Origin of the sequence: Nocardia sp. NPDC023733 (assembly GCF_040639775.1) — a bacterium.
Classification (GTDB): Bacteria; Actinomycetota; Actinomycetes; order Mycobacteriales; family Mycobacteriaceae; genus Nocardia; species Nocardia rosealba.
Window position 1 is genome coordinate 1,877,463 of sequence record NZ_JBFAAN010000001.1, and the last position, 24,164, is coordinate 1,901,626.

General features: G+C 68.1%; 27 protein-coding genes. 16 read left to right on the forward strand and 11 right to left on the reverse strand.

Going from position 1 to position 24,164, the window contains the following annotated elements:
- Positions 1 to 30: 30 nt before the first annotated feature.
- A complete protein-coding gene (locus AB0F86_RS08660; protein WP_356982995.1) occupies positions 31 to 171 on the forward strand; it encodes a hypothetical protein in 141 nt (46 codons plus the stop codon).
- 173 nt (positions 172 to 344) lie between these two features.
- On the forward strand, positions 345 to 584 hold the full coding sequence (locus AB0F86_RS08665; protein ID WP_067638759.1) for a hypothetical protein: 240 nt from the start codon (positions 345 to 347) through the stop codon (positions 582 to 584).
- A 57-nt stretch (positions 585 to 641) separates the two neighbouring features.
- On the opposite strand, the gene AB0F86_RS08670 is transcribed toward AB0F86_RS08665, so the two are convergent.
- Complete coding sequence (locus AB0F86_RS08670) at positions 642 to 1,526, reverse strand: helix-turn-helix transcriptional regulator (protein WP_181697057.1); 885 nt, start codon at positions 1,524 to 1,526, stop codon at positions 642 to 644.
- An 18-nt stretch (positions 1,527 to 1,544) separates the two neighbouring features.
- On the reverse strand, positions 1,545 to 1,769 hold the full coding sequence (locus tag AB0F86_RS08675; RefSeq protein WP_067490288.1) for a DUF397 domain-containing protein: 225 nt from the start codon (positions 1,767 to 1,769) through the stop codon (positions 1,545 to 1,547).
- Between the two features lie 360 nt (positions 1,770 to 2,129).
- Between AB0F86_RS08675 and AB0F86_RS08680 the strand changes: the two genes are divergently transcribed.
- The 5 genes from AB0F86_RS08680 to AB0F86_RS08700 all read left to right on the forward strand — a co-directional run bounded on the left by AB0F86_RS08680 (position 2,130) and on the right by AB0F86_RS08700 (position 6,858).
- Complete coding sequence (locus tag AB0F86_RS08680) at positions 2,130 to 2,363, forward strand: hypothetical protein (protein ID WP_067638762.1); 234 nt, start codon at positions 2,130 to 2,132, stop codon at positions 2,361 to 2,363.
- Positions 2,364 to 2,452: 89 nt separating this feature from the next.
- Positions 2,453 to 2,887 carry a CBS domain-containing protein gene (locus tag AB0F86_RS08685; protein ID WP_225279725.1) on the forward strand — a complete coding sequence of 145 codons (435 nt, stop codon included), beginning with the start codon at positions 2,453 to 2,455 and terminating at the stop codon, positions 2,885 to 2,887.
- Between the two features lie 49 nt (positions 2,888 to 2,936).
- Entirely contained in the window at positions 2,937 to 4,166 is a 1,230-nt protein-coding gene (locus tag AB0F86_RS08690; protein ID WP_356982997.1) for a heavy-metal-associated domain-containing protein, read from the forward strand.
- Positions 4,163 to 5,554, forward strand: a complete 1,392-nt coding sequence (locus tag AB0F86_RS08695) for a decarboxylase (RefSeq protein ID WP_356982999.1) — start codon at positions 4,163 to 4,165, stop codon at positions 5,552 to 5,554. Before AB0F86_RS08690 ends, AB0F86_RS08695 begins: the two co-directional genes overlap by 4 nt.
- Complete coding sequence (locus AB0F86_RS08700) at positions 5,551 to 6,858, forward strand: pyridoxal-phosphate dependent enzyme (RefSeq protein ID WP_356983001.1); 1,308 nt, start codon at positions 5,551 to 5,553, stop codon at positions 6,856 to 6,858. The genes AB0F86_RS08695 and AB0F86_RS08700 overlap by 4 nt, the downstream gene beginning before the upstream one ends.
- Here the strand turns inward: AB0F86_RS08700 and AB0F86_RS08705 are convergent, their stop codons facing one another.
- On the reverse strand, positions 6,859 to 8,313 hold the full coding sequence (locus tag AB0F86_RS08705) for a condensation domain-containing protein (protein WP_356983002.1): 1,455 nt from the start codon (positions 8,311 to 8,313) through the stop codon (positions 6,859 to 6,861). It lies immediately after the preceding gene.
- A 246-nt stretch (positions 8,314 to 8,559) separates the two neighbouring features.
- On the opposite strand from AB0F86_RS08705, the gene AB0F86_RS08710 reads away from it, so the two are divergent.
- The 3 genes from AB0F86_RS08710 to ligD all read left to right on the forward strand — a co-directional run bounded on the left by AB0F86_RS08710 (position 8,560) and on the right by ligD (position 11,141).
- On the forward strand, positions 8,560 to 8,943 hold the full coding sequence (locus tag AB0F86_RS08710) for a cold shock domain-containing protein (RefSeq protein WP_356983004.1): 384 nt from the start codon (positions 8,560 to 8,562) through the stop codon (positions 8,941 to 8,943).
- A gap of 123 nt (positions 8,944 to 9,066) precedes the next feature.
- Positions 9,067 to 10,146, forward strand: coding sequence for an ATP-dependent DNA ligase (locus AB0F86_RS08715; RefSeq protein ID WP_181697051.1), 1,080 nt, complete (start codon positions 9,067 to 9,069; stop codon positions 10,144 to 10,146).
- Entirely contained in the window at positions 10,143 to 11,141 is a 999-nt protein-coding gene (gene ligD / locus AB0F86_RS08720) for a non-homologous end-joining DNA ligase (RefSeq protein ID WP_356983006.1), read from the forward strand. The genes AB0F86_RS08715 and ligD overlap by 4 nt, the downstream gene beginning before the upstream one ends.
- A gap of 1 nt (position 11,142) precedes the next feature.
- Here the strand turns inward: ligD and AB0F86_RS08725 are convergent, their stop codons facing one another.
- Positions 11,143 to 11,841 carry a hypothetical protein gene (locus tag AB0F86_RS08725; protein WP_356983008.1) on the reverse strand — a complete coding sequence of 233 codons (699 nt, stop codon included), beginning with the start codon at positions 11,839 to 11,841 and terminating at the stop codon, positions 11,143 to 11,145.
- 126 nt (positions 11,842 to 11,967) lie between these two features.
- The gene (locus AB0F86_RS08730) at positions 11,968 to 12,513 is read right to left on the reverse strand and encodes a TetR/AcrR family transcriptional regulator (protein WP_255495028.1); all 546 of its coding nucleotides are present in this window, start codon (positions 12,511 to 12,513) and stop codon (positions 11,968 to 11,970) included.
- A 234-nt stretch (positions 12,514 to 12,747) separates the two neighbouring features.
- Between AB0F86_RS08730 and AB0F86_RS08735 the strand changes: the two genes are divergently transcribed.
- Both AB0F86_RS08735 and AB0F86_RS08740 read left to right on the forward strand, forming a co-directional pair.
- Positions 12,748 to 14,178 carry an SDR family oxidoreductase gene (locus AB0F86_RS08735; protein WP_181697048.1) on the forward strand — a complete coding sequence of 477 codons (1,431 nt, stop codon included), beginning with the start codon at positions 12,748 to 12,750 and terminating at the stop codon, positions 14,176 to 14,178.
- A 71-nt stretch (positions 14,179 to 14,249) separates the two neighbouring features.
- Positions 14,250 to 14,624: a DUF2784 domain-containing protein gene (locus AB0F86_RS08740; RefSeq protein WP_225279716.1), complete on the forward strand. Its 375-nt coding sequence runs from the start codon at positions 14,250 to 14,252 to the stop codon at positions 14,622 to 14,624.
- On the opposite strand, the gene AB0F86_RS08745 is transcribed toward AB0F86_RS08740, so the two are convergent.
- Together AB0F86_RS08745 and AB0F86_RS08750 are read right to left on the reverse strand one after the other, a co-directional pair.
- A complete protein-coding gene (locus tag AB0F86_RS08745) occupies positions 14,605 to 15,351 on the reverse strand; it encodes an alpha/beta fold hydrolase (RefSeq protein WP_356983009.1) in 747 nt (248 codons plus the stop codon). The two genes, AB0F86_RS08740 and AB0F86_RS08745, sit on opposite strands and share 20 nt — an antisense overlap.
- A 22-nt stretch (positions 15,352 to 15,373) precedes the next feature.
- Positions 15,374 to 15,943 (reverse strand): TetR family transcriptional regulator, encoded by a 570-nt coding sequence (locus AB0F86_RS08750; RefSeq protein WP_067638776.1) that lies wholly within the window; start codon positions 15,941 to 15,943, stop codon positions 15,374 to 15,376.
- A gap of 109 nt (positions 15,944 to 16,052) precedes the next feature.
- On the opposite strand from AB0F86_RS08750, the gene AB0F86_RS08755 reads away from it, so the two are divergent.
- The 3 genes from AB0F86_RS08755 to AB0F86_RS08765 are packed head-to-tail and all read left to right on the forward strand — an operon-like array spanning position 16,053 to position 19,216.
- Complete coding sequence (locus AB0F86_RS08755) at positions 16,053 to 17,264, forward strand: FAD-dependent monooxygenase (protein ID WP_356983012.1); 1,212 nt, start codon at positions 16,053 to 16,055, stop codon at positions 17,262 to 17,264.
- 27 nt (positions 17,265 to 17,291) lie between these two features.
- The gene (locus tag AB0F86_RS08760; protein WP_356983014.1) at positions 17,292 to 18,332 is read left to right on the forward strand and encodes a nucleoside hydrolase; all 1,041 of its coding nucleotides are present in this window, start codon (positions 17,292 to 17,294) and stop codon (positions 18,330 to 18,332) included.
- Positions 18,329 to 19,216, forward strand: coding sequence for an amidohydrolase family protein (locus AB0F86_RS08765; RefSeq protein ID WP_356983016.1), 888 nt, complete (start codon positions 18,329 to 18,331; stop codon positions 19,214 to 19,216). Before AB0F86_RS08760 ends, AB0F86_RS08765 begins: the two co-directional genes overlap by 4 nt.
- 181 nt (positions 19,217 to 19,397) lie before the next feature.
- On the opposite strand, the gene AB0F86_RS08770 is transcribed toward AB0F86_RS08765, so the two are convergent.
- Complete coding sequence (locus tag AB0F86_RS08770; RefSeq protein ID WP_356983017.1) at positions 19,398 to 20,027, reverse strand: response regulator transcription factor; 630 nt, start codon at positions 20,025 to 20,027, stop codon at positions 19,398 to 19,400.
- The gene (locus tag AB0F86_RS08775) at positions 20,024 to 21,166 is read right to left on the reverse strand and encodes a histidine kinase (protein WP_356983019.1); all 1,143 of its coding nucleotides are present in this window, start codon (positions 21,164 to 21,166) and stop codon (positions 20,024 to 20,026) included. Before AB0F86_RS08775 ends, AB0F86_RS08770 begins: the two co-directional genes overlap by 4 nt.
- Positions 21,167 to 21,740: 574 nt before the next feature.
- Here AB0F86_RS08775 and AB0F86_RS08780 point away from each other — a divergent pair.
- Positions 21,741 to 23,237, forward strand: coding sequence for a multicopper oxidase domain-containing protein (locus AB0F86_RS08780; protein WP_356983021.1), 1,497 nt, complete (start codon positions 21,741 to 21,743; stop codon positions 23,235 to 23,237).
- Between the two features lie 2 nt (positions 23,238 to 23,239).
- On the opposite strand, the gene AB0F86_RS08785 is transcribed toward AB0F86_RS08780, so the two are convergent.
- Together AB0F86_RS08785 and AB0F86_RS08790 are read right to left on the reverse strand one after the other, a co-directional pair.
- The gene (locus AB0F86_RS08785; protein ID WP_356983022.1) at positions 23,240 to 23,710 is read right to left on the reverse strand and encodes an SRPBCC domain-containing protein; all 471 of its coding nucleotides are present in this window, start codon (positions 23,708 to 23,710) and stop codon (positions 23,240 to 23,242) included.
- A complete protein-coding gene (locus AB0F86_RS08790; protein WP_356983024.1) occupies positions 23,707 to 24,072 on the reverse strand; it encodes a metalloregulator ArsR/SmtB family transcription factor in 366 nt (121 codons plus the stop codon). The genes AB0F86_RS08785 and AB0F86_RS08790 overlap by 4 nt, the downstream gene beginning before the upstream one ends.
- Between the last annotated feature and the right edge of the window lie 92 nt (positions 24,073 to 24,164).

The window sequence follows — 24,164 nt, forward strand, 5'->3', positions numbered from 1 at the left end:
AAATTAACCAGGTCAAGACTTTTCGGGCCGATGGGCGTGCAGGCCGGGTGCTGGGCACCGGCTGCCGCCCACCGGTACGCCGCCGAAGCGCCGGTCACGCCGCTGTTCGGCGCGGACGGTGTGCGAATCCGGTGGCGCCGAGCTGGATTCGCCGCCCAGAAGCCGGGGTGAGCACCGAATCGAGACCTAATCGATCGTGCAGATGTGCTTGCATCTGAAAGTGTCTCCGTCCTAAACTCAGGGCCGCAACACAATTCAGGGGATAGTCAGGGGAGGCCGCGAGCGGCACACCTGGGGCTATAGTTGCCTCGGGTTTGCCACTGCCTAGACACAGGGGCGTTCACATGAACCACACCACCGGCCGTTTCGGCCTCGCTGATCGCGCAGCGATCACCCACCCCTCGAGGGAAACCGCGGTCGCTTTCGTCATCGACGCCGTCGAATCCACCGGCGCCGCGACCCGCAACGATTTCGACATCGAGCGCATCGTCACCACGGCCCACGAATTGGCCGACGACTGGGACCTGCAGGTGCTGACCCCGGACACGTTCTGGCGTATCGCATCCGGCTGCATCCGCTACTGAATCGGCCGGCCGCCGCTTCCGGCGAACGGAAGCGGCGCTGCGGCCCGCCTGGCGTACTCAGGCCCGCTCGGCGTACTCCCGCAGGATCTCGCGCGAGCGGTCGGGGTGCGCGGCCTGCACGCTGAGCTGATCCATCACCGACAGGTACAGCGCGAGATCCTGCCTGCGCTCCAGGTAGAGGGCGCTGGTGAGTTGCTCCAGGTACACGATGTCGGGCAGCTCCGGCTCGGCGAAGCGAAGAATGCTGAACGAACTGCCCGCCGCCGCGTGCCCGCCCGCCGAGTACGGCAGCACCTGCACGGTGACGTTCGGCAGCAAAGACAGTTCGATCAGATGACGCAACTGATTCCGGTGCACCTCGCGCCCACCCACCGGCCGGTGTAGCACGGCCTCGTCGATCACCGCCCACACCACCGGTGGGTCGACCCGCCGCAGCACGTCCTGGCGCAGCTGACGAACCTGCACGCGCCGCTCGGTCTCGGCATCGTCGAGGCCGACGGTGACGATCGCCCGGGTGTACTCCGGGGTCTGCAGCAGGCCGGGTACCAATTGGGTCTCATAGGTGCGGATTTGGCTCGCGGCCTGTTCGAGCCCCAGGTAGGTACTGAACCATGACGGCAGCAGATCGCTGTAGCGGTGCCACCAGCCCGGCTCGTTGGCCTGCCTGGCCAGATCGAAGAACGCCTCACGATCTACGGGGTCGGTGACTCCGTAGAGCGTGAGCAGATCGCGGATATCGCGTTCCTTGAATCCGGTGCGGCCCAGCTCGAGTCGGCTGATCTTGGCGTGGGAGCCGCGGATCGCCTCCCCCGCGGCCTCGCGGGTGATGCCCTTGCTCTCCCGCAACCTACGCAGTTGCCCACCGAGCGCGATGCGCAGCACAGTGGGACCACGGTCGACGATCGGTTGTACACGACCGATCTCGTGGGGTTCAGCCGTCATGACTCGCGATCTTACCGATCAGCAGGTCAAGTCGTCGAACTCTCCGGCCTTGGCGCCGCGGATGAATGCATCGATCTCCGGGCGTGTGTAGTAGATGACCGCGCCACGCGGGTCGCGCGAGTTGCGCACAGCTACCGACCCGTCGGACACGGCGGCAACCTCTACGCAATTGCCGCTGGCGTTGCTGTACGTGCTCTTGCGCCAGGCGTGGTCGGCGGGCCGTTCGCGCTGATCATGGTGCATTGCGGACATGCATTACTCCCTGTTCTCGTGTGATGTCCATCGGAGTGAAAGTTGCAGATGCACGCACAAACGTTCTTGCATCCGCTTCGCGCGATGCGGACATTAACACGCAGCCTGCGGTTGCGCACCGGTCGGTACTTACTCGCGCTCAGGGGACGGGTGGCGTTCGCAAAGTGACGTCCAGTCCCCTGAATTCGCAAGGGCCACAGAGCCATCGGCCGCCGCAACGCCCCGAATGAGATCTCCGATGTGCTTGCATCTGCAATCACCGCGCCCATAGACTCGGGGCAAGATCAACCCCGGGGCCCGCTCGTCAAGAGCTGGGGCAGGCCCGGGCCCACCGGACACGAGGGGCCTGCGATGAGCATTCCGTATCGACCACCCCGCCGGGTCTCGGCCGGCACCGCCGGGCTCGAGCTCCCGCGCAGCCTCGCGGCAGAGGTAGCGCCGGTTTCCGCGTGTAGCGACGAGCCCTACGGGCTCACCTATCGGCAGGCTCGCGAGATGCTGCGTCAACACGACATCCACGGCCCACAGTGCCGCCAATGGCTGGCCGCGGCGGCCTATCTGTCTGCGGGCCTGGACGACGAATAGCGCGGTCGTGACGTCTTCGTGCTGGTCACAGCCGTACCAGCGGGGCATGCTTGGAGACGGACGGTCGGCGCGAGCACAGGTGGCGGCGTATGCGGATTGCGGAGATTCTGCGAAGCAAGGGCACAGCGGTAGCGACGGTGCCACCGGACACCACCGTGCGCGCGCTGCTGACGGTGCTGGCCGACCGCAATATCGGTGCCGTGGTCGTCTCCCCCGACGGCGCGACGATCGAGGGCATCGTGTCCGAACGAGACGTGGTTCGCCGCCTCGCGGTGCACGGCGCCGAACTGCTCGACCGTCCGGTCGCCGAGATCATGACCGCCCGGGTACGCACCTGCGGGCCCGACGACCACGTGTCCTCGCTGCGTGATGTGATGACCGAACACCGCATCCGGCACATGCCGGTGGTGAGCGAGGACCGGTTGATCGGCATCGTGAGCATCGGTGACGTGGTCAAGAGCGAGATCACGGAGCTGGCCACCGAACGCGAGCAGCTCGTCGACTACCTGCAGGGCCGGTACTGATCGTCGCGCTCGCGGCCGAAAAGTGTTGTCCGCGCGTATCGTTGACGAGGTGCACCCCGCGCAGCAGTACGACCGCCGTGTCGCTTCGCAGGTCCTCGCCCGGCTCGCCGCGCCCGGAATCTTCACCGGCGTCGAGACCGCGCCGGTCCGGATCACCTTTCGCGGGCGGGCTTTACAGCCCGAGCCGGGCGGGCGGCTCACCCAGTCGCAGCGGATGTATCTCGAGCGCTTCATGCGCCCGTGCCGCCCGGAACAGGTGACCAGCGCGACGCATCGCATCACCTGGACCGACAGCGCGGGCATTCCCAATACTGCGTACTACCGCCGCGACGGCGCCGGACCGGAGCTGGCCGTGGTCGCCAGGGAAACCGTACTGGCACTGTGGGATTCATTGGCACGATCGGGTCTTCGGGAGCGTGCCGCCGAGCTGAGCGAGCACGAACGGTCGGTGCTGGCAGCGACCACCACCGACCACGAACCGCACGAGATCTTCCGGGTCGGCATCGAAGCCGCCGGGCGGGCCCTGGTCCAGCACGGCCTCCTCGCCGCCGACACCCCATATCGCGAAATCACCGAATTCGCGTGTGGAATGCGCGATTCGGGAATCTTCGCGGCGGTGGCGACCCGGTGGTTCTGGGAGTTGCAGGCCTCGACCTATCGGCGGGGCATGATCCCGGTCCGCTTCACCACCTCGCCCGACGGCACCGTGCGGTACACACCCGAGTCGGTGGCGGTACTGCGGGCGATGAAGGAGGCGACCATCGCCGACGCGCACGCGGTGATGCGCAAGGCGACCACCGAGGAGGGCCTCGATGTCGAGCAGGCGGTGGCCAAGTACCACGACGACCTCGATCTGATCTCGCGGCAGTACGCGCTGCTGCCGCCCGGCACCGGGCCGACGTGTCTCGCGACGCCACCGGCAGCGGACGGGTCGTCGGTGCTTGGCGCGGTCGCGAATCAGTTCGTCGAGACGTTCGTGGCGCTCACGGGGCTCGTGGAGGCCGTCGAGGACGTCACCGAGGTACCGGTCGGCAACGAACCACTCGCCGACGACAGTGTGTTCGCGGTGCCGGACATGAGTTGCCGCCACTGTGTGCGGACCATCGGCGCCCTGCTCGAGTCGATGGACGTTGCGGTGATCGACATCGATCTGGCTTCCAAACGGGTGATCGCCCGGATTCGCAGCCCGCGCCATCGGTTACGGGTGTTCGAGGCGTTGCGCGACGGCGGGTACAACCCCGTCGACGAGGTGCCCTCGCCCGGCACACCGGTGGAATGACCCCGCCTGCAATTCCCGCTGCCCTGCACCCGGTCGTGGCGGCGTTCCTGGAGGACCGGGCGGCGGTGCACGCGGCGCTGGAGCGGTTCGGCTCACCGCTGCACCTGGTCTTCCCGCAGGTGTTCGACGACAATCTCGCCGCGCTCACCGGGGTGCTGGACAGGGCACGGTGCAGGTCTCGGATCTACTACGCGCACAAGGTGAATCGGTCCGCGGCCTTCGTCCGCTCGGCCGCGCGGACGGGGATCGGGATCGACGTCGCGTCCGGGGCGGAGTTGCGGTCGGCGCTGGACGCGGGCTTCGCGCCCGACCGAATCGAGATCACCGGGCCCAAAGGGTTGTCACTGTTGCGGGCGGCCGTCGCGGCGGGAGTGACGATCAATGTCGACAACCTGTGGGAGTTGGCACGTATCGCCGACATCGCGGATACGCAAGTGCCGGTGCTGCTGCGTCTTTCGGGGTTTCCGGGAAGTGCGCCGAGCCGGTTCGGCATCGATCTCGGCCAAGTGGGCGAGGCGTTCGATCTGCTCGCCCGGCACCCCGATCGGCTGGCACTGCTCGGTGTGGCCTTCCACCTCGATACCGCGTCCACACAGGAACGGGTACGGGCCGTCGGTGAGTGCCTGACGGTGATCGAACGGGCCTACGCGCGCGGGTTCACACCGTCGGTGCTCGACATCGGCGGCGGGTTACGTCAGGTCTTCGTGGCCGACCCGGCCGCCTACGACGCCTACGACCAGGCGCTGCGGGCCGGACTGCTCGGCCAGGGGCCTGCCCTGCACTGGGGCATGGGCAGTTTCGGCTATCACGTCGCCGACGGTGTCGCACACGGCACACCGGTGTTCCACAAGTACGCCAATACGGAATCGGCCACCGACATCCTGACCGAAATCCTCGACGCGCCCCTGCCGGGGCACGGCGGCCGGGCGCTGAGCGCGGTGCTGGCGGACAATCTCCTGGACCTGTGGCTGGAACCCGGCAAGGCGCTGGCCGATCGCGCGGGGATCACCGTGGCCCGGGTCGAATTCGTGAAGCGGGCGGGGACCGGGGCGACGCTGGTACACCTGGATCTGAGCCGCGACACCGTCACCGCCGCCGACCAGGAGGTGCTCATCGATCCTCTCGTGCTGTCCGAGTCCGGCGAATCCGCGCCCGCCGGAGTGTTCTTCGCCGGTCATCTGTGTTTGGAACGTGACCTGGTGACCCAGCGGCAGGTGCGGGTGCCGCGGATCCCCGTCCCCGGCGACCCGGTGGTGTTCCCCAATACCGGCGCCTACCACATGGATCTGTCGGCAGCCAACGCCGCCATGCACCCCACGCCACCGAAAGTGGCTGTGCTGCATCGTGACAGCCGATTCGAGCTGTCCGGCGACGAGGTGTGGCGATGATCTACTCCCACATCACCGAGCTGATCGGCAACACTCCCCTGCTCCGCCTCGACCCGCGGGTGCACGGGCTCGCGGGGGTCGAGCTGTATGCGAAGCTCGAGTCGCACAACCCGTTCGGGTCGGTGAAGGACCGCATCGCCTGGTCCATGATCCGCGACGACATCGAGGCGGTGGCGGCAGGCGGGCAGGCGTTCATCGAGGCATCCAGCGGCAATACCGCCAAGGCGCTGCGGGTGCTCGGCGCGCTGCACGGGGTTCCCTTGCGTGCGGTCACCAACCGTATCCGGGTCACCGAGGTACGCCAGTTGCTGCAGTTGCTCGGCACCGACATCGTGGAGCTACCCGGTCTGTCCGAATGCCCGGATCCGCATGCGACCGATGATGTTTCGGCGGTCATCGAGCACACCACCGGGCAGACGCCCGAGCGCTGGTACCACCCGTCCCAGTACACCAACGAGCGCAATGTCGAGGCGCACCGCGACGGTACAGGCGCCGAGATCGCCGCCGACCTGGCCGCGGCGGGCATCGAACACCTCGACTACCTCGTGGGTGGGCTCGGCACCACCGGGTCCACCCGTGGCACCGCCACCGCCCTGCTGGCCGCCCACCCGGCGCTGCGCACGATCGGCGTGGTGTCGGACCGGTTCGATTTCATTCCCGGCATCCGCTCCGAACGCGAGATGTGGGACGTGGGCCTGTTCCGCCCGGATTTCTACCACGACATCGTCACCGTCGACTCCGCCACCGCCATCGATGCCACGCTCGATCTGGTGCGCGGATACGGCGTACTCGCGGGTCCGACCAGCGGTGCGGGCTATGCCGCCGCTCTGCGTACGCTCGCCGACGCTCCACGCCCCGAGGACCGCCCGCTGGTCGCCGTGCTCGTCGTCTGCGACCGGCTCGAGCCGTACCTGTCCTATTTCGCCAAGCGCCGACCCGACCTGTTCGGTGCGCACGAGGCCCCACCAGCACCGGACACCGGCTCCGCACCGGCGCTGACGCCTGCGGAGCTGGCCGAACTCGACCGCACCGGCCGCCCGATGGTCGTCGATACGCGCGGCGCGATGGCGTACCGGGTGGGCCACATACCGGGCGCCGTCAACCTGCGCGACGACCAGCTCGACGACATGCTCGGCCAAGGGATGCCGTTCCCGCGCTCACGGCCGATCGTGTTCGTGTGTCCGGTCGGTGAGGCGTCGCTACGTTTCGCGGCCCTGACCCGGCAGGCCGGATACGAGGCCTTCAGCCTGGCAGGTGGGATCGTCGCCTGGCGCGACGCGGGACTGCCGCTCGAACGTGGCTGATCACACCAGCGCCCGCATCGCCCGGCGCGGCGACGGTGCCCGCCTGCCGGTGGTCGCCAGCAGCGGCGGCAACGGGCCACGGTAGCCGTCGGCGAGCAGCGCGACCACCGCGCGGAACCGGTCGACGAAACGCGCGGCGACGGCGGGGTCGAAGCGAGCGAGGGGATACAGGAAAGACCCGTCGATCCCGGCCGGAGCGCCGTGGGTTTCATAGTGCGCGGTGAGGCCGAACTCGAGATCGTGCTTGGCGCGCACCACCCCGGTCGGCACATCCGTGATCGAGAACGCCTGCGCAGCGGACGGTTTTGTTCGCGTCGACTTCTGCAGGATGAGCGTCGCCTGGAACAGCGGCAGCGCGGCGTCCTGCGGCAGACACCGCTTCAGTCGCGGATTCGGCGTGTCGGGGTGGGCGTAGGCGGCCAGGGCGACCCGGCGGACCTGGTCGATGAGTTCGTCGATGTCGGCCGCACGGTCCAGGCGCACCCGCATCAGCACATCATCGGAGAAGTTGCCGACGAGGTCGTCGAGCAGTCGGTGGTCGCGGCCCGAAACCGCCGTCGCGACAGTCACATCGGCACAGCGCGCGAACGCGCCGACGGTCACCGCGAACGCCGCCTGCAGCACCATGAACAGGCTCGCCCGCCGATCCTGGGCCAGCCGCAGCAGACCCGCGTGGGTGGTGGCGTCGAAGGCGAGGGGAATCAGCGCGCCGACGGCAGGGTCGGCCGGCGGCGCCGGCTGTGGCCGCGCTGGGAATTCGAGCGATGCGGGTCGGCCTGCCAAAGCGTTGGCCCAGTACCGCAATTGGTGGGTGGCCCGGCTCCACTCGTCGGTGAACTCGCCGAGCTGGGTGTGTTTCCACAGCGTGTAGTCGGTGTAGGTGACCGGCAGCGGCTCCCAGCGCGGGGCCGTGCCGGTGTGGCAGGCCAGGTAGGCGGTCACGAGGTCGCGGGTCAGCGGGGCCATCGACCGTCCGTCGACCGAAATGTGGTGCACCACAAGAGCGAGGACGACGTCGTCGGGAGCGAGGATTAACAGCCGGGCTCGCAGGGGCAGATCCAGGGCCAGGTCGAACGGCAGCGCCGCCAGGTCGGCGATCTCGGCGCCGACGGCATCCTCGCCGACGTGTCGCACCGCGATGTCGAGCACGACCTCGGCCGGGTCGAGCACCTGCTGGGCCGGCCCGTGCTCGGTCACCGGGTAGCGGGTCCGCAACGGTTCGTGCCGCGCGACCAGCAGCGCGAGGGCGTCGCGCAGAGCGTCCACATCGATATCGGCGCCACGAATGCGCAAGGCGCGGGCCACATTCCAGTCCGCGGAACGTCCCTGTCCTGCCGCATGCCACATGCGCTCCTGCGCGGGCGCCAGCGGCACGTGCGCGGGTCGGAGGCGTGGCTCGAGCGTCACCACGGGCGGCGCCGGGAAACACACCGCCTCGGCTCGCGTCGTCGCCACCGCGACACCACGACCGAAGCCCCCCGACCTGATCCCCACACCGGGATCCACCACAGATCGCCAACCTCCACCCGTCTCGAAACAGATGTGGGACGCTAACGAGCCGATGTGAACAAACAGTTACCGCATCGTGACCAGGCCTGGGCCACCCCGCGCCGGGCCGTCGCCGACTATCCACTTTCCGGAGAAAACACCCAAAAGCCGCGTTAGAGTGGGCGACGGGAAAGCGGAGCGAGGAGCTGGTCGGTGTCTGTCGGGAAATTGGTGTCTTTCGATGGTTCGCGGGGTTTCGGGTTCATCCGCCCCGAAGACGGTGGGCCCGATGTGTTCGTCCACGTCAACGACATCGGTCTGGACGAGGACGAACTGCGCCAGGGCAGGCTTTTCGAATTCGAGGTCACCGAGGGCGATCGCGGCCCCAAAGCCGTCAACCTGACCGCTGCCGGGCACAGTGCCCCGAGCGCCCGCAGCCGCAAGGGCGGAGGCGAACGGCTCGGGTCCGAGGAAATGCGCAGGCAGATCACCGAACTCCTGCTCGAGGCGTCGCCCGCCCTCACCGCCGCCGAGATCATCACCATTCGCGACCGGTTCACCACCTTCGCCGACGAACACGGCTGGCTCGACAGCTGATCCGAACGCGCTGATCACGATCCGCGTGTGTGTCGGTCCCCCGGCCTACGATCGCATGGCACCGATTAATCGGGTGCGCTCGCGACGTCGATACGGGTGACAGGAACCCGCGAGGAGGATCGGATGGATCTACCGGTGATGCCGCCAGTGCGCCCGATGCTGGCCAAATCCACACCGTCGCTGCCCCGCGAACCCGGGCTGAGCTACGAACCCAAATGGGACGGCTTCCGCTGCATCGTCTTCCGCGACGGCGACGAACTCGAACTGGGTTCGCGCAACGATCGTCCGCTCACCCGGTATTTCCCCGAATTGGTCGACCTGCTCAAAGCGGCACTGCCGCAACGGTGTGTGATCGACGGCGAGATCGTGGTCGTCACCGAGAACGGTTTGGATTTCGACACACTCCAGCAGCGCCTGCATCCGGCGGCGTCGCGGGTGAACAAGCTCGCCGTCGAGACCCCGGCCAGTTTCGTCGCCTTCGACCTGCTCGCCAACGGCGATCGCGACCTCACCGGTGAACCGTTCTCCGAACGTCGCCGGGAACTGGAGACGCTGCTGCAAGCCGCTCCCGGCCGCATTCATCTCACCCCCATCACCCAGGACCCGGACACGGCTCAGGACTGGTTCACCCGGTTCGAGGGCGCGGGTTTCGACGGAGTGATGGCCAAGGCCGACGACCTGGCGTACATGCAGGACAAACGGGTGATGCTCAAGATCAAACACGAACGCACCGCCGATTGCGTGGTCGCCGGATACCGGATGCACAAGGACGGTGAAGGGGTCGGCTCGCTGCTGCTCGGACTCTTCGACGACAAGGGCAACCTCCACCACGTGGGCGTCGCGTCGAGTTTCACCGCCGCCCGGCGCCGCGAATTGCTCGGGGAGCTGGCACCGTTACGCGAGAACGCGCTGGTGGACCATCCGTGGCGCGACTGGGCCGACGCGGTGGCCCAGGCCAATGCCGACGGCAAGATGCCCGGCGGGGTGAGCCGGTGGACCGGCGGCAAAGACCTGTCCTGGGAGCCGTTGCGGCCCGAACTGGTCGCCGAGGTGCGCTACGAACACGTGCAGTCGGGGCGGTTCCGGCACGGCGGGCGGCTGGTGAGGTTCCGGCCCGACCGCACACCCGAATCGTGCACATACGCCCAGCTCGACGAGGTGGCTCCGGCCGAACTGGACGCGATCTTCGGGGTGCGGTCATGAGCGCGGGGGTCGAGATCGAGGTCGACGGGCGCACGCTGACCATCAGTCATCCCGACAAGGTGTACTTCAGCAAACACGGTGAGACGAAGCTCGACCTGGTGCGCTACTACCAGGCCGTGGCCGAACCACTGCTCGGCGTCATCGGTGACCGGCCGCTGCTGCTCGAACGCTATCCCGACGGTGCCTCCGGCAAATCGTGGTTCCAGAAGCGCGTCCCCAAGACCGCGCCGGACTGGTTGCAGACCGTCGAAGTCACCACCCCGAACGGCACCACAAGCGACGCGCTGGTCGCCCACGATCTGGCACACGTGCTGTGGGCGGTGAACCAGGGCTGTCTCGGTTTCCACGTCTGGCCCAACCACGTGCCCGACCTGCGGATCGCCGACGAACTACGCATCGACCTCGACCCCTCGCCCGGCATCACCTTCGACGATCTGCGCGGCGCCGCCGTGCGCACCCGCGAACTGCTCGCCGAACTCGGCATCGATGCCCTGGTCAAGACGTCCGGCTCACGCGGCCTGCACATCTACGCGATGCTCGAACCCCGATGGGACGGCTACCAGGTGCGGGCCGCGGCCGTGGCCCTCGCCCGCGAACTCGAGCGCCGCTTCCCCGAGGAGATCACCGCCCAGTGGTGGAAGGAGGAACGCGGCAGCCGGGTCTTCGTCGACTACAACCAGAACGCACCCCACAAAACCGTGTTCGGCGCCTGGTCCGTACGCCCCAAGGTGGGCGGCCAGGTCTCGACCCCCATCGCCTGGGACGAACTCGACACCATCATCCCCGACGAACTCACCCTCGCCACCGTCCCCACCCGACTGGCCGAACGCGGCGACCCCTGGGCCGACCGCACCCCACAGTCGATCGAACCACTCCTCACCATGTCCGACAAGGACATGGCCGCAGGCCTGATGGACGCCCCCTGGCCACCCCAATACCCGAAAATGCCCAACGAACCACCCCGCGTCCAGCCCAGCCGAGCAAAGAAGGACTGACCTACTCGGTCCAGGGGACCCAGGTGCCGGTGTTCGCTTTGCCTTCGCAGACCAGGGCGTGGTTGTCGGTGGTGCGGCCGGTTTTGTCGACCGATGGGTCGCAGGGCTCGCCCTCGGTGTAGTAGGAGCCTGCTACGCGGTGCGGGCCCGACCAGGTGTGGCCCTTGTCGGAGCGCAGGCACAGCAGGGTGGCGCCGTCGGCGGCGACGCCGAGCAGGCCGACCTGTTCGGCTTGGCAGGGTGTGCCTTTTTGCACCACACTCGCGGCGGGCTGGCTCAGGACCGGGGTGGATCCGACCGATGTCGGGGCACCGACCGACGGCACCGCCTCGGTGGTGGTCACCGCGACCGGTGTCGTGGCCGCCTTGCTCGCCAACGCAGGCATCTCGAGTTCCAGTCCGCCGAAGAGCACCATTCCGGCCACCGCCACCGCGGCGACCTCGGCGATACCGAGCAGCAGCGCGAGCATCGCGATCCCCCGCCCACGCGGATGCCCGTACGACAGCAGCGCGAAGACGATCGCGATGGGGAACAGCAGGACGAGGGCCGCGGCCAGCGCCACCATCGCGTAGGGGTTCACCCGTGGCTGGTCGTCGCGCGCGGAGTCCTCCGGTGTGGCGTGTGGCCAACGCTGACCGTTCCAGCGCCGGTCCTCGAACTCCTCATCGGGGTCGTCGTTCCACTGCTCGTATCGTGCCATCAACCCCGGGTCCCTCTCGATCTCCCCGGCCGCGGAAACGAAACAGCGTGCGGCGCGGGGTTACGCGAAGAGGATAGGGACTCGCGCGCCGCCGGGCAGCGCAACCGGGAAAGAGTGGGCTAACTCCTAATCGGCCGAGGACGACTTCACATGGGGGATCGTGCGATCGATGAGGGTGAGCAGCGTGTCGGTGAGCAGCCGGTGCACCTGGGGGCGGGTGAGTGTGCCCCGGGTGAGCCATTCGCGCCCGGCCACTTTCACCATGCCCGCGTAGGAAACGACCAGTGCGCGCAATTGTGCATCGTCTGCCATATCGGAGCGGCCGATCATCAGCAGCATGCGCTCGGCGGCGGCGTCGTCGGCCTGGTCGAGGATCTGCTGCACCTCGGGGTCGTCGCCCACTCCTTCGTGGCTGGTGACCTTCACCCAGGTGCTGCCGTGCTCGGCAATGGTGTCGAGCAACCACGACACGATGGCATCGACGCGTTCGACCGGGCTGCCCTGCGGAATGGACACCTTCTCGAGGCGGGGCAGCGTGACCATCCGGCGGACAACGGCCAGGTACAGATCACGCTTGTTGCCGAAGTAGTGGTTGATGAGCCCGCGCGCGACCCCGGCACGCTGGGCGAGTTCCGCGGTCGACACCGCCGCGTACGGGCGTTCACCGAACATCTCGATGGCACATGCCAAAATCTGCGCCCGACGCTCGTCGGGTTCGAGCCGGCGCCTGCGCGGCGGGTCTGCTGTGTCGGTGTCGAACGGGGAAATCGGGGCGCTCCGTCGGGTTCTGCGGCCGCCGCAGGGTTGCGGAGGCGGTGCACAACGATACCCAGCGGGTCCGTCGCACGGCTAATGAGACAATATTTCCGACCACCGCTCCCGCACGAAGGAATGCCGCACTCCCCGATGACCGAGAAGACGATCGATCCGGACGAGTTGGCGACCTGCCTGCGGGTGCTCGAACAGGCCGGGCAGCTGGAAAAGGAACACCCCGATTCGATCGCGGTGCAGCGCGCGGTTGGCCACATGTTCAAAAAGCTCAAGCAGCGCCGCCGGATCGAGGCCAGGCAGCAGGTCGCCGAAGCCGACCGCGCCGTGATCGCCTCGACCGCGACCGGTTCGCCGCAGCGCATCGACGACGAGACCGCGGGCATCCCGATCAAGTCCGCCGCCGACGGCGAAACCGCGGGAACGCTGGTGCGGGCACGTCCCTGCTACATCTGCAAGCAGCGCTACACCCAGGTCGACGCCTTTTATCACCAGCTGTGCCCCGAGTGCGCGGCGTCGAGCCACGCCAAGCGCGATGCCCGCACCGACCTGTCCGGCAAGCGCGCGCTGCTCACCGGCGGCCGCGCCAAGATCGGCATGTACATCGCGCTGCGGCTGCTGCGCGACGGCGCCCACACCACCATCACCACCCGGTTCCCCAACGACGCCATCCGCCGCTTCGCCGCGATGGAGGACAGCGGCGACTGGCTGCACCGGCTGCGCATCGTCGGGATCGACCTGCGTGACCCGGCCCAGGTGGTCGCCCTCGCCGACGATGTCGCGGCGCAGGGCCCGCTCGACATCCTGATCAACAACGCCGCCCAGACCGTTCGCCGTTCGGCCGGTGCCTACAGCGCGCTGGTCGAGGCCGAGTCCGCGCCGCTGCCCGTCGGGATGCTGCCGGAGATGGTCACCTTCGGCAAGACGATGCAGGCGCATCCGACGGCGCTCACCGCCTCGCTCACACCGTCGTTGTCGGCCGTCGACGTGGCCGAACTGGCCTTGGTCGCGGGTTCGGCGACGCCGGAGCGGATCGCGGCGGGCGTGGCCATCGACGCCGGTGGGCTCGTGCCCGATCTGGCGCACACCAACAGTTGGGTGCAGACCGTCGGCGAGGTGGACGCCACCGAACTGCTCGAGGTGCAACTGTGCAATTCGGTGGCACCGTTCATCCTGGTGTCGCGGTTGCGGCCGGCGATGGCGGCGGCGCCGGGCAGGCGCAAGTACGTGGTGAACGTGTCGGCGATGGAAGGCCAGTTCAGTCGCGGCTACAAGGGCCCCGGTCACCCGCACACGAACATGGCCAAGGCCGCGTTGAACATGCTCACCCGCACCAGCGCGCTCGAGATGTTCGAGTCCGATTCGATCCTGATGACCGCGGTCGACACCGGGTGGATCACCGACGAACGTCCGCACTACACCAAGGTCCGCCTGGCCGAGGAGGGCTTCCACGCACCCCTCGATCTGGTCGACGGCGCCGCCCGCGTCTACGACCCGATCGTGCAGGGCGAGAACGGCGTCGACCTCTACGGATGCTTCCTGAAGGACTACCGGCCGTCACCCTGGTGATCACCTGGTCGATGCCGAACCGGAATGTTGATCATGATTCCGATCGGCGGGCGGCCGCTTAATCTGGATATGTGCCGTTCCGGGTGTTGGCCGATCTGATCGCCGTCACCCACGTCGCGTTCATCGCGTACGTGGTCGCCGGCGGTTTCGTGGCGTGGCGGTGGCCGCGCACCATCGGGGCTCACCTGCTCGCCGCGTCCTGGGGTTTCGGCACCATCCTCATCGGTTTCGACTGTCCTCTGACCTACGCCGAGAACTGGGCCCGCGCCCGCGCGGGCGTTTCCGGCCTCCCTGAAGCCGGCTTCATCGACCATTACCTCACCGGCGTGATCTATCCCGACAGCGCCCTCGGACTGGTCCGGGCCGTGGCCGCGACCGCCGTCCTGGTCTCCTGGCTCGGCTACCTGCGTCTGCACCACCGCTCGTTCACGTCAGACACCGCGTGAGCTGCTCGGCGACCGCGCCGGGATCGCCGTCGAAGTAGAAGTGCCCGCCGGGGAAGGTGTGCAGGCTGAACGGTCCATCGGTCACCGTCTGCCACTGCTCGGCCTGAGCTCGGCTCGTGGTGGGATCCTCGGTGCTGACGAAGGCGGCCACCGGGCAATCGAGAACCGGGCCCGGCCGGTGGCGATAGGTCTCGACGGCCTGGTAATCGGCCCGGACACCGGGTAGAACCAGGTCGGCCAGGCTCGGCTCGGTGCGCAGCAGCCGCACCGGCACCGGATCGGCGGCCAGGCGCTCGAGGTTGTCGATGAGGTCGGCGTCGGAGGCCTTGTGCAGGAGTCCCGTCTCGACGAAATCCGGCGCGGGACGGCCGGAGACGATCAGTTCCAGCACCGGTTGCCCGCCGGCCGCGAGTCGCCGTGCCACCTCGTAGGCGACGGTGGCGCCCATGCTGTGACCGAACAGGGCGCGCTGAGCGGGTGGCTGCCGCAGCAGATCGGCGGCGATGCGGTCGGCCAGCTCGTGCAGGTCGGTGATGAGCGGGTCGCCGAAGCGGTCCTGGCGCCCCGGGTACTGCGCGGCGAGGACCTCGATGCCGGGACCGAGGTGGCGCGCGAGGTCACGATAGAACGCGGCGGACGCACCACCGGGCGGTAGGCAGACCAACTGCCTGCGCCGGGCCGCATCGAGACGTAGAACCCGAATCCATTGCGTTGCAGCAGTGTTCACTCGCACTGTTCCCTTTCCCCGGTCAGCTGCCTGCGAGGGCACGCACGGCGGTCGACAGCTGGTCGCCGTCGAGAAGAGTTTCGCCGGGTTTCAACAGCCACAGCACACCGAGGCCCTGCGCGAGGACGAAGTACAGGCGGCCGATGGCTTCGGCCTGCGCTTCGTCGAGGTCGGGATGGGCGGCCCGGAGATCGGCCGCGAGATCACGATAGGCCTCGTCGAGCTGGTCACCGAGCTGGGAGCGCGCTTCCTCGGAGCGCACGATGCGAACGATGTTCTCGAGACTGGCCAGCATCGCCTCGTGGTTGTCGGCGAAGACCGCGGGCATGCCGTTCCACAGGCGGGCGAGACCGGACAGCGGTGAGCCGCCCGCACCCTCCTCGATGAGTCCGCGCATCCCCTCCCCCAGCGCGTCGCCGAGCGCCTCACTGAGCGCCTCGGTGACCAGACGATCCTTGGAGCCGAAGTGATAGCCGATGGCGGCCAGGCTCACCCCGGCGGCGGCGGCGATATCGCGTGCGGTCGCCTTGGCCACCCCGCGCTCCATGATCACTTTGCGCGCCCCGGCCAGCAGATCTTCTCGGTTGCCCATGACGGCGAGACTACCCGACCGTCTTAGACATTTGTACTAGACATCCGTGCAAACCTCTGTTAGACATTGGTCTAAGACATGCGTTCAAATTCTCGAGGCGGGACACACTATGACCACCACTGCACTGCACGTTCTGGTCGCCGGCGGCGGCATCGCGGGCAACACGGTCGCACTCCAGTTGCTGCGCAAGGGCATTCGCACCACAGTCGTGGAGCGGGCGGCGGTCCCCCGGGCCGGCGGGCAGGCGGTGGATCTGCGCGGACCGAGCAAGGAAGCGGTCGAACGCATGGGGCTGATGGAGGGCATCCGCAAGTACCAGCTCGACGAACGCGGTATGGCCTACGTCGACGGTGACGGCCGGGTCTATGCCCGTATGGCGATGGAGGACTTCGACGGCAAGGGCGCCGTCGCCGACATCGAGATCACCCGTGGCGATCTCAATCAGGTATTGCTCGACGCGGTGACCGCAGCCGACGACGGTCACCTCGACTACCGATACGGTGACTGGATCGAGCGCGTCGAGCAGGACGACACCGGCGTCGAGGTCACCTTCGCCTCGGGCGCGACCGGGCGCTTCGATCTGGTGATCGGCGCCGACGGTGTGCATTCGGCGACCCGCCGCCTGGTGTTCGGCCCGGAAGACCGGTTCGTGACCAACCTCGGCGCCTACGGCGCGTTCTTCACGATGCCGACCCCCGCCGACGCCGAACCGGGTTGGTTCGCCATGCGCCTGCTGCCCGGAGCGATGCTCGGCATCCGGCCCGACGGTGACCCTGCCACCGCGAAGGCCATCATCATGGTGCGCACCGACATCGATCCCGCCCTGCGCCGCGACCCCGAAGCCCAGCGCGCGCTCCTGCGAGGAGCCCTGCGTGACGCGGGCTGGCGGGCTCCGGAGATCCTGGCCGCGATGGAGACGACGCCGGACTTCTACTTCGACGACCTCGCCCGCGTCGACGTGCCCGAACTGGCCGTCGGCCGAGTCACGCTGGTCGGCGACGCCGGGTATTGCGGTTCCCCGCTGACGGGCATGGGCACCGCGATGGCGATCGTCGGCGGGTATGTGCTGGCCGCCGAGATCGCCGCCACTCCGCATGATCTGCCTGCGGCACTGCGCCGCTACCAGGACGCGATCACCCCATTCCTGGCCAAGGCCAAGGAGATTCCTGGTGGCGGCATCGACATGATGGTTCCGCGCAGTGCCTTGATGACCCGGGTGATGCGGGTCAGTGTGCGGCTGCTGACATCGCGGCCGATGCGCCCGATCACCGCGAAGCTGTTCTTCGCCGACAACGAGGACTTCGCCCTGCCGCGCTACTGAGTGCGGGCGCCTGGTTACTCTCGAAACGTGGCGCAGCCGATCATCCTCGACGTCGATACCGGAATCGACGACTCCCTGGCCATGCTCTATCTGCTCGCCTCGCCGGAGGCCGAGATCCTCGGGATCGCGGCCACGGCGGGCAATGTGCCTGCCGCGCAGGTGGCGGCCAATACGCTCGCCGTGCTGGATCTCGGCCGGGCACCCGAAATCGAGGTGGCACTGGGAGCGGCCGAGCCGCTGGCGATACCGCTGCGCACCACGGAGGACACGCACGGTCCGCAGGGACTCGGGTACGCGGTCCTGCCGCTGTCGCCACGCGAGGTTTCGGAGCGGTCGGCGGCGCGGATGTGGGTGGAGCTGGCGCGGGCGAATCCCGGTGCGGCGATCGGGTTGTGCACCGGCCCGCTCACCAACCTCGCGCTGGCCTTGCGGATGGAACCCGAGCTGCCCCGGTTGTTGCGCAGGCTGGTCGTGATGGGTGGGGCGTTTAATCACCCGGGCAATACGACGCCGACCAACGAGTGGAACATCCACGTCGATCCGGAAGCGGCCAAGGAGGTGTTCGACGCCTTCTCCGCCGCACCACCGGATCGTCGCCCGCTGGTGTGCGCGCTCGACATCACCGAGAGAATCGAGATGCGGCCCGAGCATCTCGTCCTGCTGGCCGAGGCCGCGGGTAGTACCTCGCCGGATCTGGTCGCGGCGGGTCATCCGGTCGAATGGCGTTCGGCCGCAACCAATCCGATCGTGCGGTACCTCACCGACGCGGTGCGTTTCTATTTCGACTTCCACCACCAGTACGACCTGGGGTACCTCGCGCACATGCACGACCCGTTCGCCGCCGCCGTCGCGCTCGACCCCACCCTGGCGACCACCCGGCCGGCGACCGTGGACGTGGAGCTGGCCGGCACCATCACCCGGGCCACGACCGTCGCCGACTGGGCGGGCATGTGGGGCCGGGAACCCAACGCCGACATCGTGATCGGCACCGACCCGGCCGTGTTCTTCGACCGTCTCGTCACCCGCGTCGGAGCGTTCGCGCGACGCCTGTACCCGGAGCACTCATGACCATCGACACCGTCACCTATCTCGCCGATTTCCGCCGCAGGCTGGAGCTTCCCGCGATCGTCGACGTGCACACCCACTTCATGCCCGATCAGGTGATGCGCAAGGTGTGGGCCTACTTCGACACGGCCGGCCCACTCACCGGCCGCCCCTGGCCGATCACCTATCGCGACGACGAACAGGTGCGTCTGAAAACGTTGCGCGACTTCGGTGTTCGTGCGTTCACCTCCTTGGTGTACCCGCACAAACCGAATATGGGTGAGTGGCTCAACGAGTGGACCGCCGAGTTCGCCGCCCGTACCCCCGATTGCCTGCACACCGCGACCTTGTACCCCGAACCCGACGCGCCACGCTATGTGGCCGAGGCGATCGAGCGCGGTGCGCGAATCTTCAAGGTGCACATCCAGGTCGGCGGGTTCTCCCCGCTCGACCCGCTACTCGACCCGGTCTGGTCGATCCTCGCCGACAGCGGCGTCCCCGTCCTCATCCACTGTGGTTCGGGCCCCGCCCCCGGCGAGTTCACCGGCCCCGCCCCCATCGCCGAACTCCTGCGCCGCTTCCCCACCCTGCGCTTGATCATCGCCCACATGGGCACCCCCGAATACCGCGAGTTCCTCGATCTCGCCGAGCAATACCCCCGGCTCTATCTCGACACCACCATGGTCTGGACCGACTTCAGCGAAGCAGGCGCCCCCTTCCCCGCCGACCAACGCGACCGTCTCCTCGCCTTCGGCCCCCGCATCCTTTTCGGCAGCGACTTCCCCAACATTCCTTACCCCTACGCCGAGGCAGTCGCCGCCCTCGAACGCCTCGACCTCGGCCCCGACTGGCTCCGAAAGGTGTGCCACGACAACGCCGCCCACCTCTTCGACCTCGACGCGCCTTAAGGATTGTCTCCCGCCTGTTGACCGCCGACTACCCGCTCCGGCGCCTCACCACAGGTGCAGGAAGGTTTCGTCGGCGAGCGGTTGGGGCGATCACAGTTTTTCGCACCGGTCAGGTTGCTGTCGCCGGCCCGTCGATACTGGAGGTCTCGATCTCCGTTCTGAGCGTTGTGGGTAGCGCAGGTCAGCCCATTTTGGAGGCGTATACCGCGAGGCGCACGCGGTTGTCGGTGCCGGTTTTGTCGAGCAGGTTGGTGATGTGGGTTTTGACGGTGCTCACGCCGAGGTGGAGGCGGTCGGCGATTTCCTGGTTGCCATGACCTTCGGCTACCAGGTGCAGGACGTCGCGTTCGCGGGCGGTGAGATCGGGTGGGGGTGAGGGGGTTTCGGGTGGGGTTGTCAGTGCTCGGGTGATGAGTCTGCGGAGCAGGGTGGGTGAGAAGAGGAGGTCGCCTTCGACGGTGCGGCGGATGGCGTCGAGGAGGACGGTGGGGTCGGTGTCTTTCACGAAATAGCCTGTGGCACCGGCGGACAGGGCGGGCAGCAGGTGTTCGTCGTCGTCGAAGGTGGTCAGCACCAGGACCTTCGCCCGGGGGTCGGTGGCGAGAATCTGCCGGGTGGCGCCTATGCCGTCGAGGCCTGGCATGCGCAGGTCCATGATCACCAGGTCGGGACGTAGTTCGGTGTGCAGGCGGACCGCTTCGACGCCGTCGGCGGCCTCTCCGGCGACGGTGATGTCGTCGGTGTCTTCGATGAGCATCCGCAGTCCGGCCCGGATCAGGCGTTGGTCGTCGGCGAGTAGTACGCGGATCACTCTTGTCCTCCTCGAATCCGGTCCGGAAGGTGGGCGCGCACGATCCAGCGCTGGTCCTCGGCGGTGGCGGTCAGTGTGCCGCCGGCGAGTTCGGTGCGCTCGCGCATGCCGACGATGCCGTGGCCGGGTGTTGTCGCGGCATTGTCGGCGCCGCTGACGACGGTCAGGGTGATGCCGTTGTCGTCCCGGTCGATCGTGAATCGCACCGGCACAGCGTGATTCGCGTGCTTCATCACATTGGTGAGCGATTCCTGCACCAGCCGGAGCAGGGTGAGCCTTCGAATGGCATCGAGCCCAGTCAGGTCACCGACTGTCGACTCGACAGTGAATCCGGCGGCTCGTACGCGTGCGACGGCGGCGTCGATCTCCGCACCGACGGCGTCGGGCTCGACCAGCGCCACCTCCCCCAGCGCGGGATCGCGGAGGACCGCGAGCAGTCTCCGGATGTCGCCCAGCGCGTCGGTCGCTGTGGCTCGGACATCGTCGAGGACCGCCGTGATCCGCGGATCCGCTTGCCGGACAACGTGGCCGGCCACCGAGATCCGCAGGATGATCGAGGCCATGTGGTGGGCGACGACGTCGTGCAGTTCCCTGGCCATCGCCGCTCGCTCGTCGAGGCGGGTGCGTGCCTCGGCGTCGGCGGCGCGCAGGCGCAGATTGTCGGCCAGCTCGCGTTGTCCACGCAGGTACAACCCCAGCAGCAGCGGCAACCCGACGTAGGCGACGCCCTCGACGAGGGTGGAAGCGCGACCGATGGATGTGTCGTGCAGCCCGATCCACCCGAGGACAACCGCTGCCGCCCACCCGACGGTCGCGAGTACGACGGTCAGGCGCCGGTCGGTCCGGGCGACGACATCGACCAGCGCCACGGCCCCGAGGTACGGCACCAGACCGGCCACACCCCACGCCTCGGTACGAAACATGGGAACCGCCAGAGCCGACAGTATGAGCGACACCGCCAATGGCCACCGCCGCCCCACCGCGAACACCACCGCGGCGCTCATCGCGAGCACCCAATAGTGCACAGGCACCCGGAACTGGCCCGGGTACGTGCTGGCCGCCAGCAGCACCGGGACCACAGCCACCGGCAGCCACCGCAGCAGGCGGCGCGGGTCAGGGCGAGCACGCACATCGATCACGTTCCCACCGTATGCGTCGACCGTGGAAGGCCCGACCGCCCGCAACCCCGACACACCGAACCATCCGCCGCCGCACGCCTGCGACGCTGTAGCGCGGCGTGCAGGCCGATCGCCCGGTGTCGCTATGGTCGGCCCGCGCCGGGCATGGCCGGGTTACACGCCGCTCGCGCCGACCCGGGTACATCAGGGGAGTGCGCCGCTCCGACGCGGAACGTCGGCTCGGTCCGAGCGCCGCGCTTGCATCCCCCGCCAGGATTGCGCCCCGTCACCGTCGTGGCGGCAGCGGGAGTGACGCCGCGAAGTTCGTTCGTCCTTTCCGAATCCCGGGCCCAGCGGGGCGCGCGACTTTCCTGGCCGCCGCGGCTTCGCGCCGCTGGGGTTCGGCTGCGAGCGGCGGCCCCTCGGGCGCCCGGAGGCATCGCCTAACGGAGGCCAGGGTCTTCCGCGATACCCAGTAGCAGCTCACAGGAAGGTGCGCAAGGGTCGGGCGGGCGGAATTTTCGGGCGGTGGTCGGGCCGGTGGGCTGAGCCGGGTGCGCAGGAACCGGGCGAAGCTGGGGGTTCCCACTCAGAGATGGAGTTACCTGTGGTTTCGCGACGAGGTTTCCTCGCCGGCTTGGCGCTGGCCCCGGTGGTGTACGCGGCCGGGTGTTCGGTTCGGCCGTCCGTTTCGGCCGCAACCGGCACCCGTCCGCTGCCGATCCCGCCGCTCGCGCCGTCGACCGTCGGTGCTGACGGTGTCCGGCGGTTCACCCTGCGCGCCCAGGCGGGCACGACCGAGGTGTTGCGCGGGGTCACGACCGCTACCTGGGGTTACAGCGGGTCGGTGCTCGGCCCGACGGTGCGGGCGCGGCGTGGTGAGCGGGTCGAGTTCGCGATCAGCAATGCCCTGTCCGAGGCGACGTCGGTGCATTGGCACGGCATGCACCTGCCCGCGAAGTTCGACGGTGGGCCGCACCAGATGATCGCGCCGGGCGCGGTGTGGACGCCGAGCTGGACGGTGCAGCAGCAGGCCGCGACCCTCTGGTATCACCCGCATCCGCACGGTGCGACGGAAAAGCATGTGCACCGGGGTCTGTCCGGCTTCTTCCTCATCGATGACGATGCCGCCGATGCGCTGCCCCTGCCCAAAGAGTATGGGGTGGACGATATTCCGCTGGTGATCCAGGACCGCCGGTTCACCGCCGACGGCGCCGTGGACGAGTCCGATCCCACCGATGTAGGCCTGCTGGGCGACACCATCGTGACCAACGGCGTCGCGGGCGCGCATCTGCGGGTCACCACCGAACGGGTGCGTTTGCGCGTCCTCAACGGCTCCTCGGGCCGCCTCTACAACCTCGCTCTCGCCGACGGCCGGGCTTTCCACCTGATCGGCACGGACGGCGGACTACTACCGAAACCCATTGCGCTGGAACAGCTCCAGCTCAGCCCCGGCGAGCGCGCCGAGATCGTGATCGCACTGCGTCCCGGCGAGAACACGACGCTGCGGTCGCTGCCGATCGCCGACCGCGCGGGCATCGACCGTGCCGCCGAGTTCGGCTTCGACGACACTTTCGACATCCTTGCCCTCCAGGCCGCCGAAACCCTCCGCCCCAGCGCGCCCCTACCCGCGTCTTTGATCCCGATGACCGCCCTTGCCGCCGCGACGACCCCGGCGACACGGTCCTTCGACCTGCAGTGGTTCATGATCAACAACCAGCGCATGGACATGAACCGCATCGACATGACCATCCCCGTGGACACCACCGAGGTGTGGTCGGTGCGCAACAAGGACAACTGGCCGCACAACTTCCATGTCCACGATGTGCAGTTCCAGGTCCTCACCGTCGACGGAAAGACCCCTCCCCCAGCGCTATCCGGGTGGAAAGACACCGTCTACACCAGCTCCGGCTCGACCTACACCCTGGCCATGCGCTTCGCCGACCACACCGACCCCACCTACCCCTACATGTTCCACTGCCACCTGCTCCACCACGAGGATCAGGGGATGATGGGCCAGTTCCTGGTCCTCGCCCCGGGACAGCGGCCCGCGCCGATGGCCATGGACATGGGCGCGAAGGGACATCACTGAACCTAGGCGGCGGTGGCAAGGTAGCGGACGAGGTTCTCGACCAGTTCGCGAGTACCCTCTTCCCGCTGTGCGCCGGTGTCGAAACCGTCCAGGTGAGCACCGAATTCGACGAGGGTGAGCTTGGTGCCCGCCGCGGTCGGTTCGAATTCCCAGGTGGCGACCGAGGTGGAGATGTGGTCGCCGTTGATCCACATGTCGTAGGTGTAGACGAGACGCTCGTCGTCGATGATGTCGGTGTAGGTGGCGACGAAGCGGGAGGTCATCTTCCCCTCGAAGGTGCCCTCGTTGACCTCCTGGCCGCCGACACGGAAGTCCATGGAGACCTCACCCTGCTCCCAGCCTTCCTCGCCACCGAACCAGCGGCTCTTGATCGCGGGGTCGGCGAAGGCCCCGAAGGCGACGGACGGCGCGACGGGCACCTCCCGCTCGATGGTGAACTGGGCGTGCTTGACGGAACGGGTCACGGTGTTCATTGTTGTTCTCCTTCTGAGGATTTCGCTGTTTCGGTGAGCAATGCGGTCAGCCTGTCGAGCTGTCGTTCGGCGGGTGGACGCTGGCGCCCCAGCCAGTCGATCGCGGCCCCGAAGGCGCCGGGAACCAACTGGTAGGTGCGCACGCGCCCGATCTTGGCCGAGGCGACGATCCGCCCCGCTTCCAGGGCTTTGAGGTGCTGCACGATCGTCGGCATCGCGACGTCGAAAGGCGTCGCGAGTTCGGACACCGACGCGGGTCCCCGCGTCAGCCGTTCGACGATCGCCCGCCGAGTCGGATCCATGAGCGCCCGGAAGACATCGTCGAGTCTCCCGTCCGCTTCACCGCTCGAATACTTAGGCACATACCTAAGTATTCACACAGACACCCCCTCGCGCAACCCCCTGGACAAGAAACCCACCGCGGTCCGCGCGGTGGGTTCCGGAAGATCCTTGT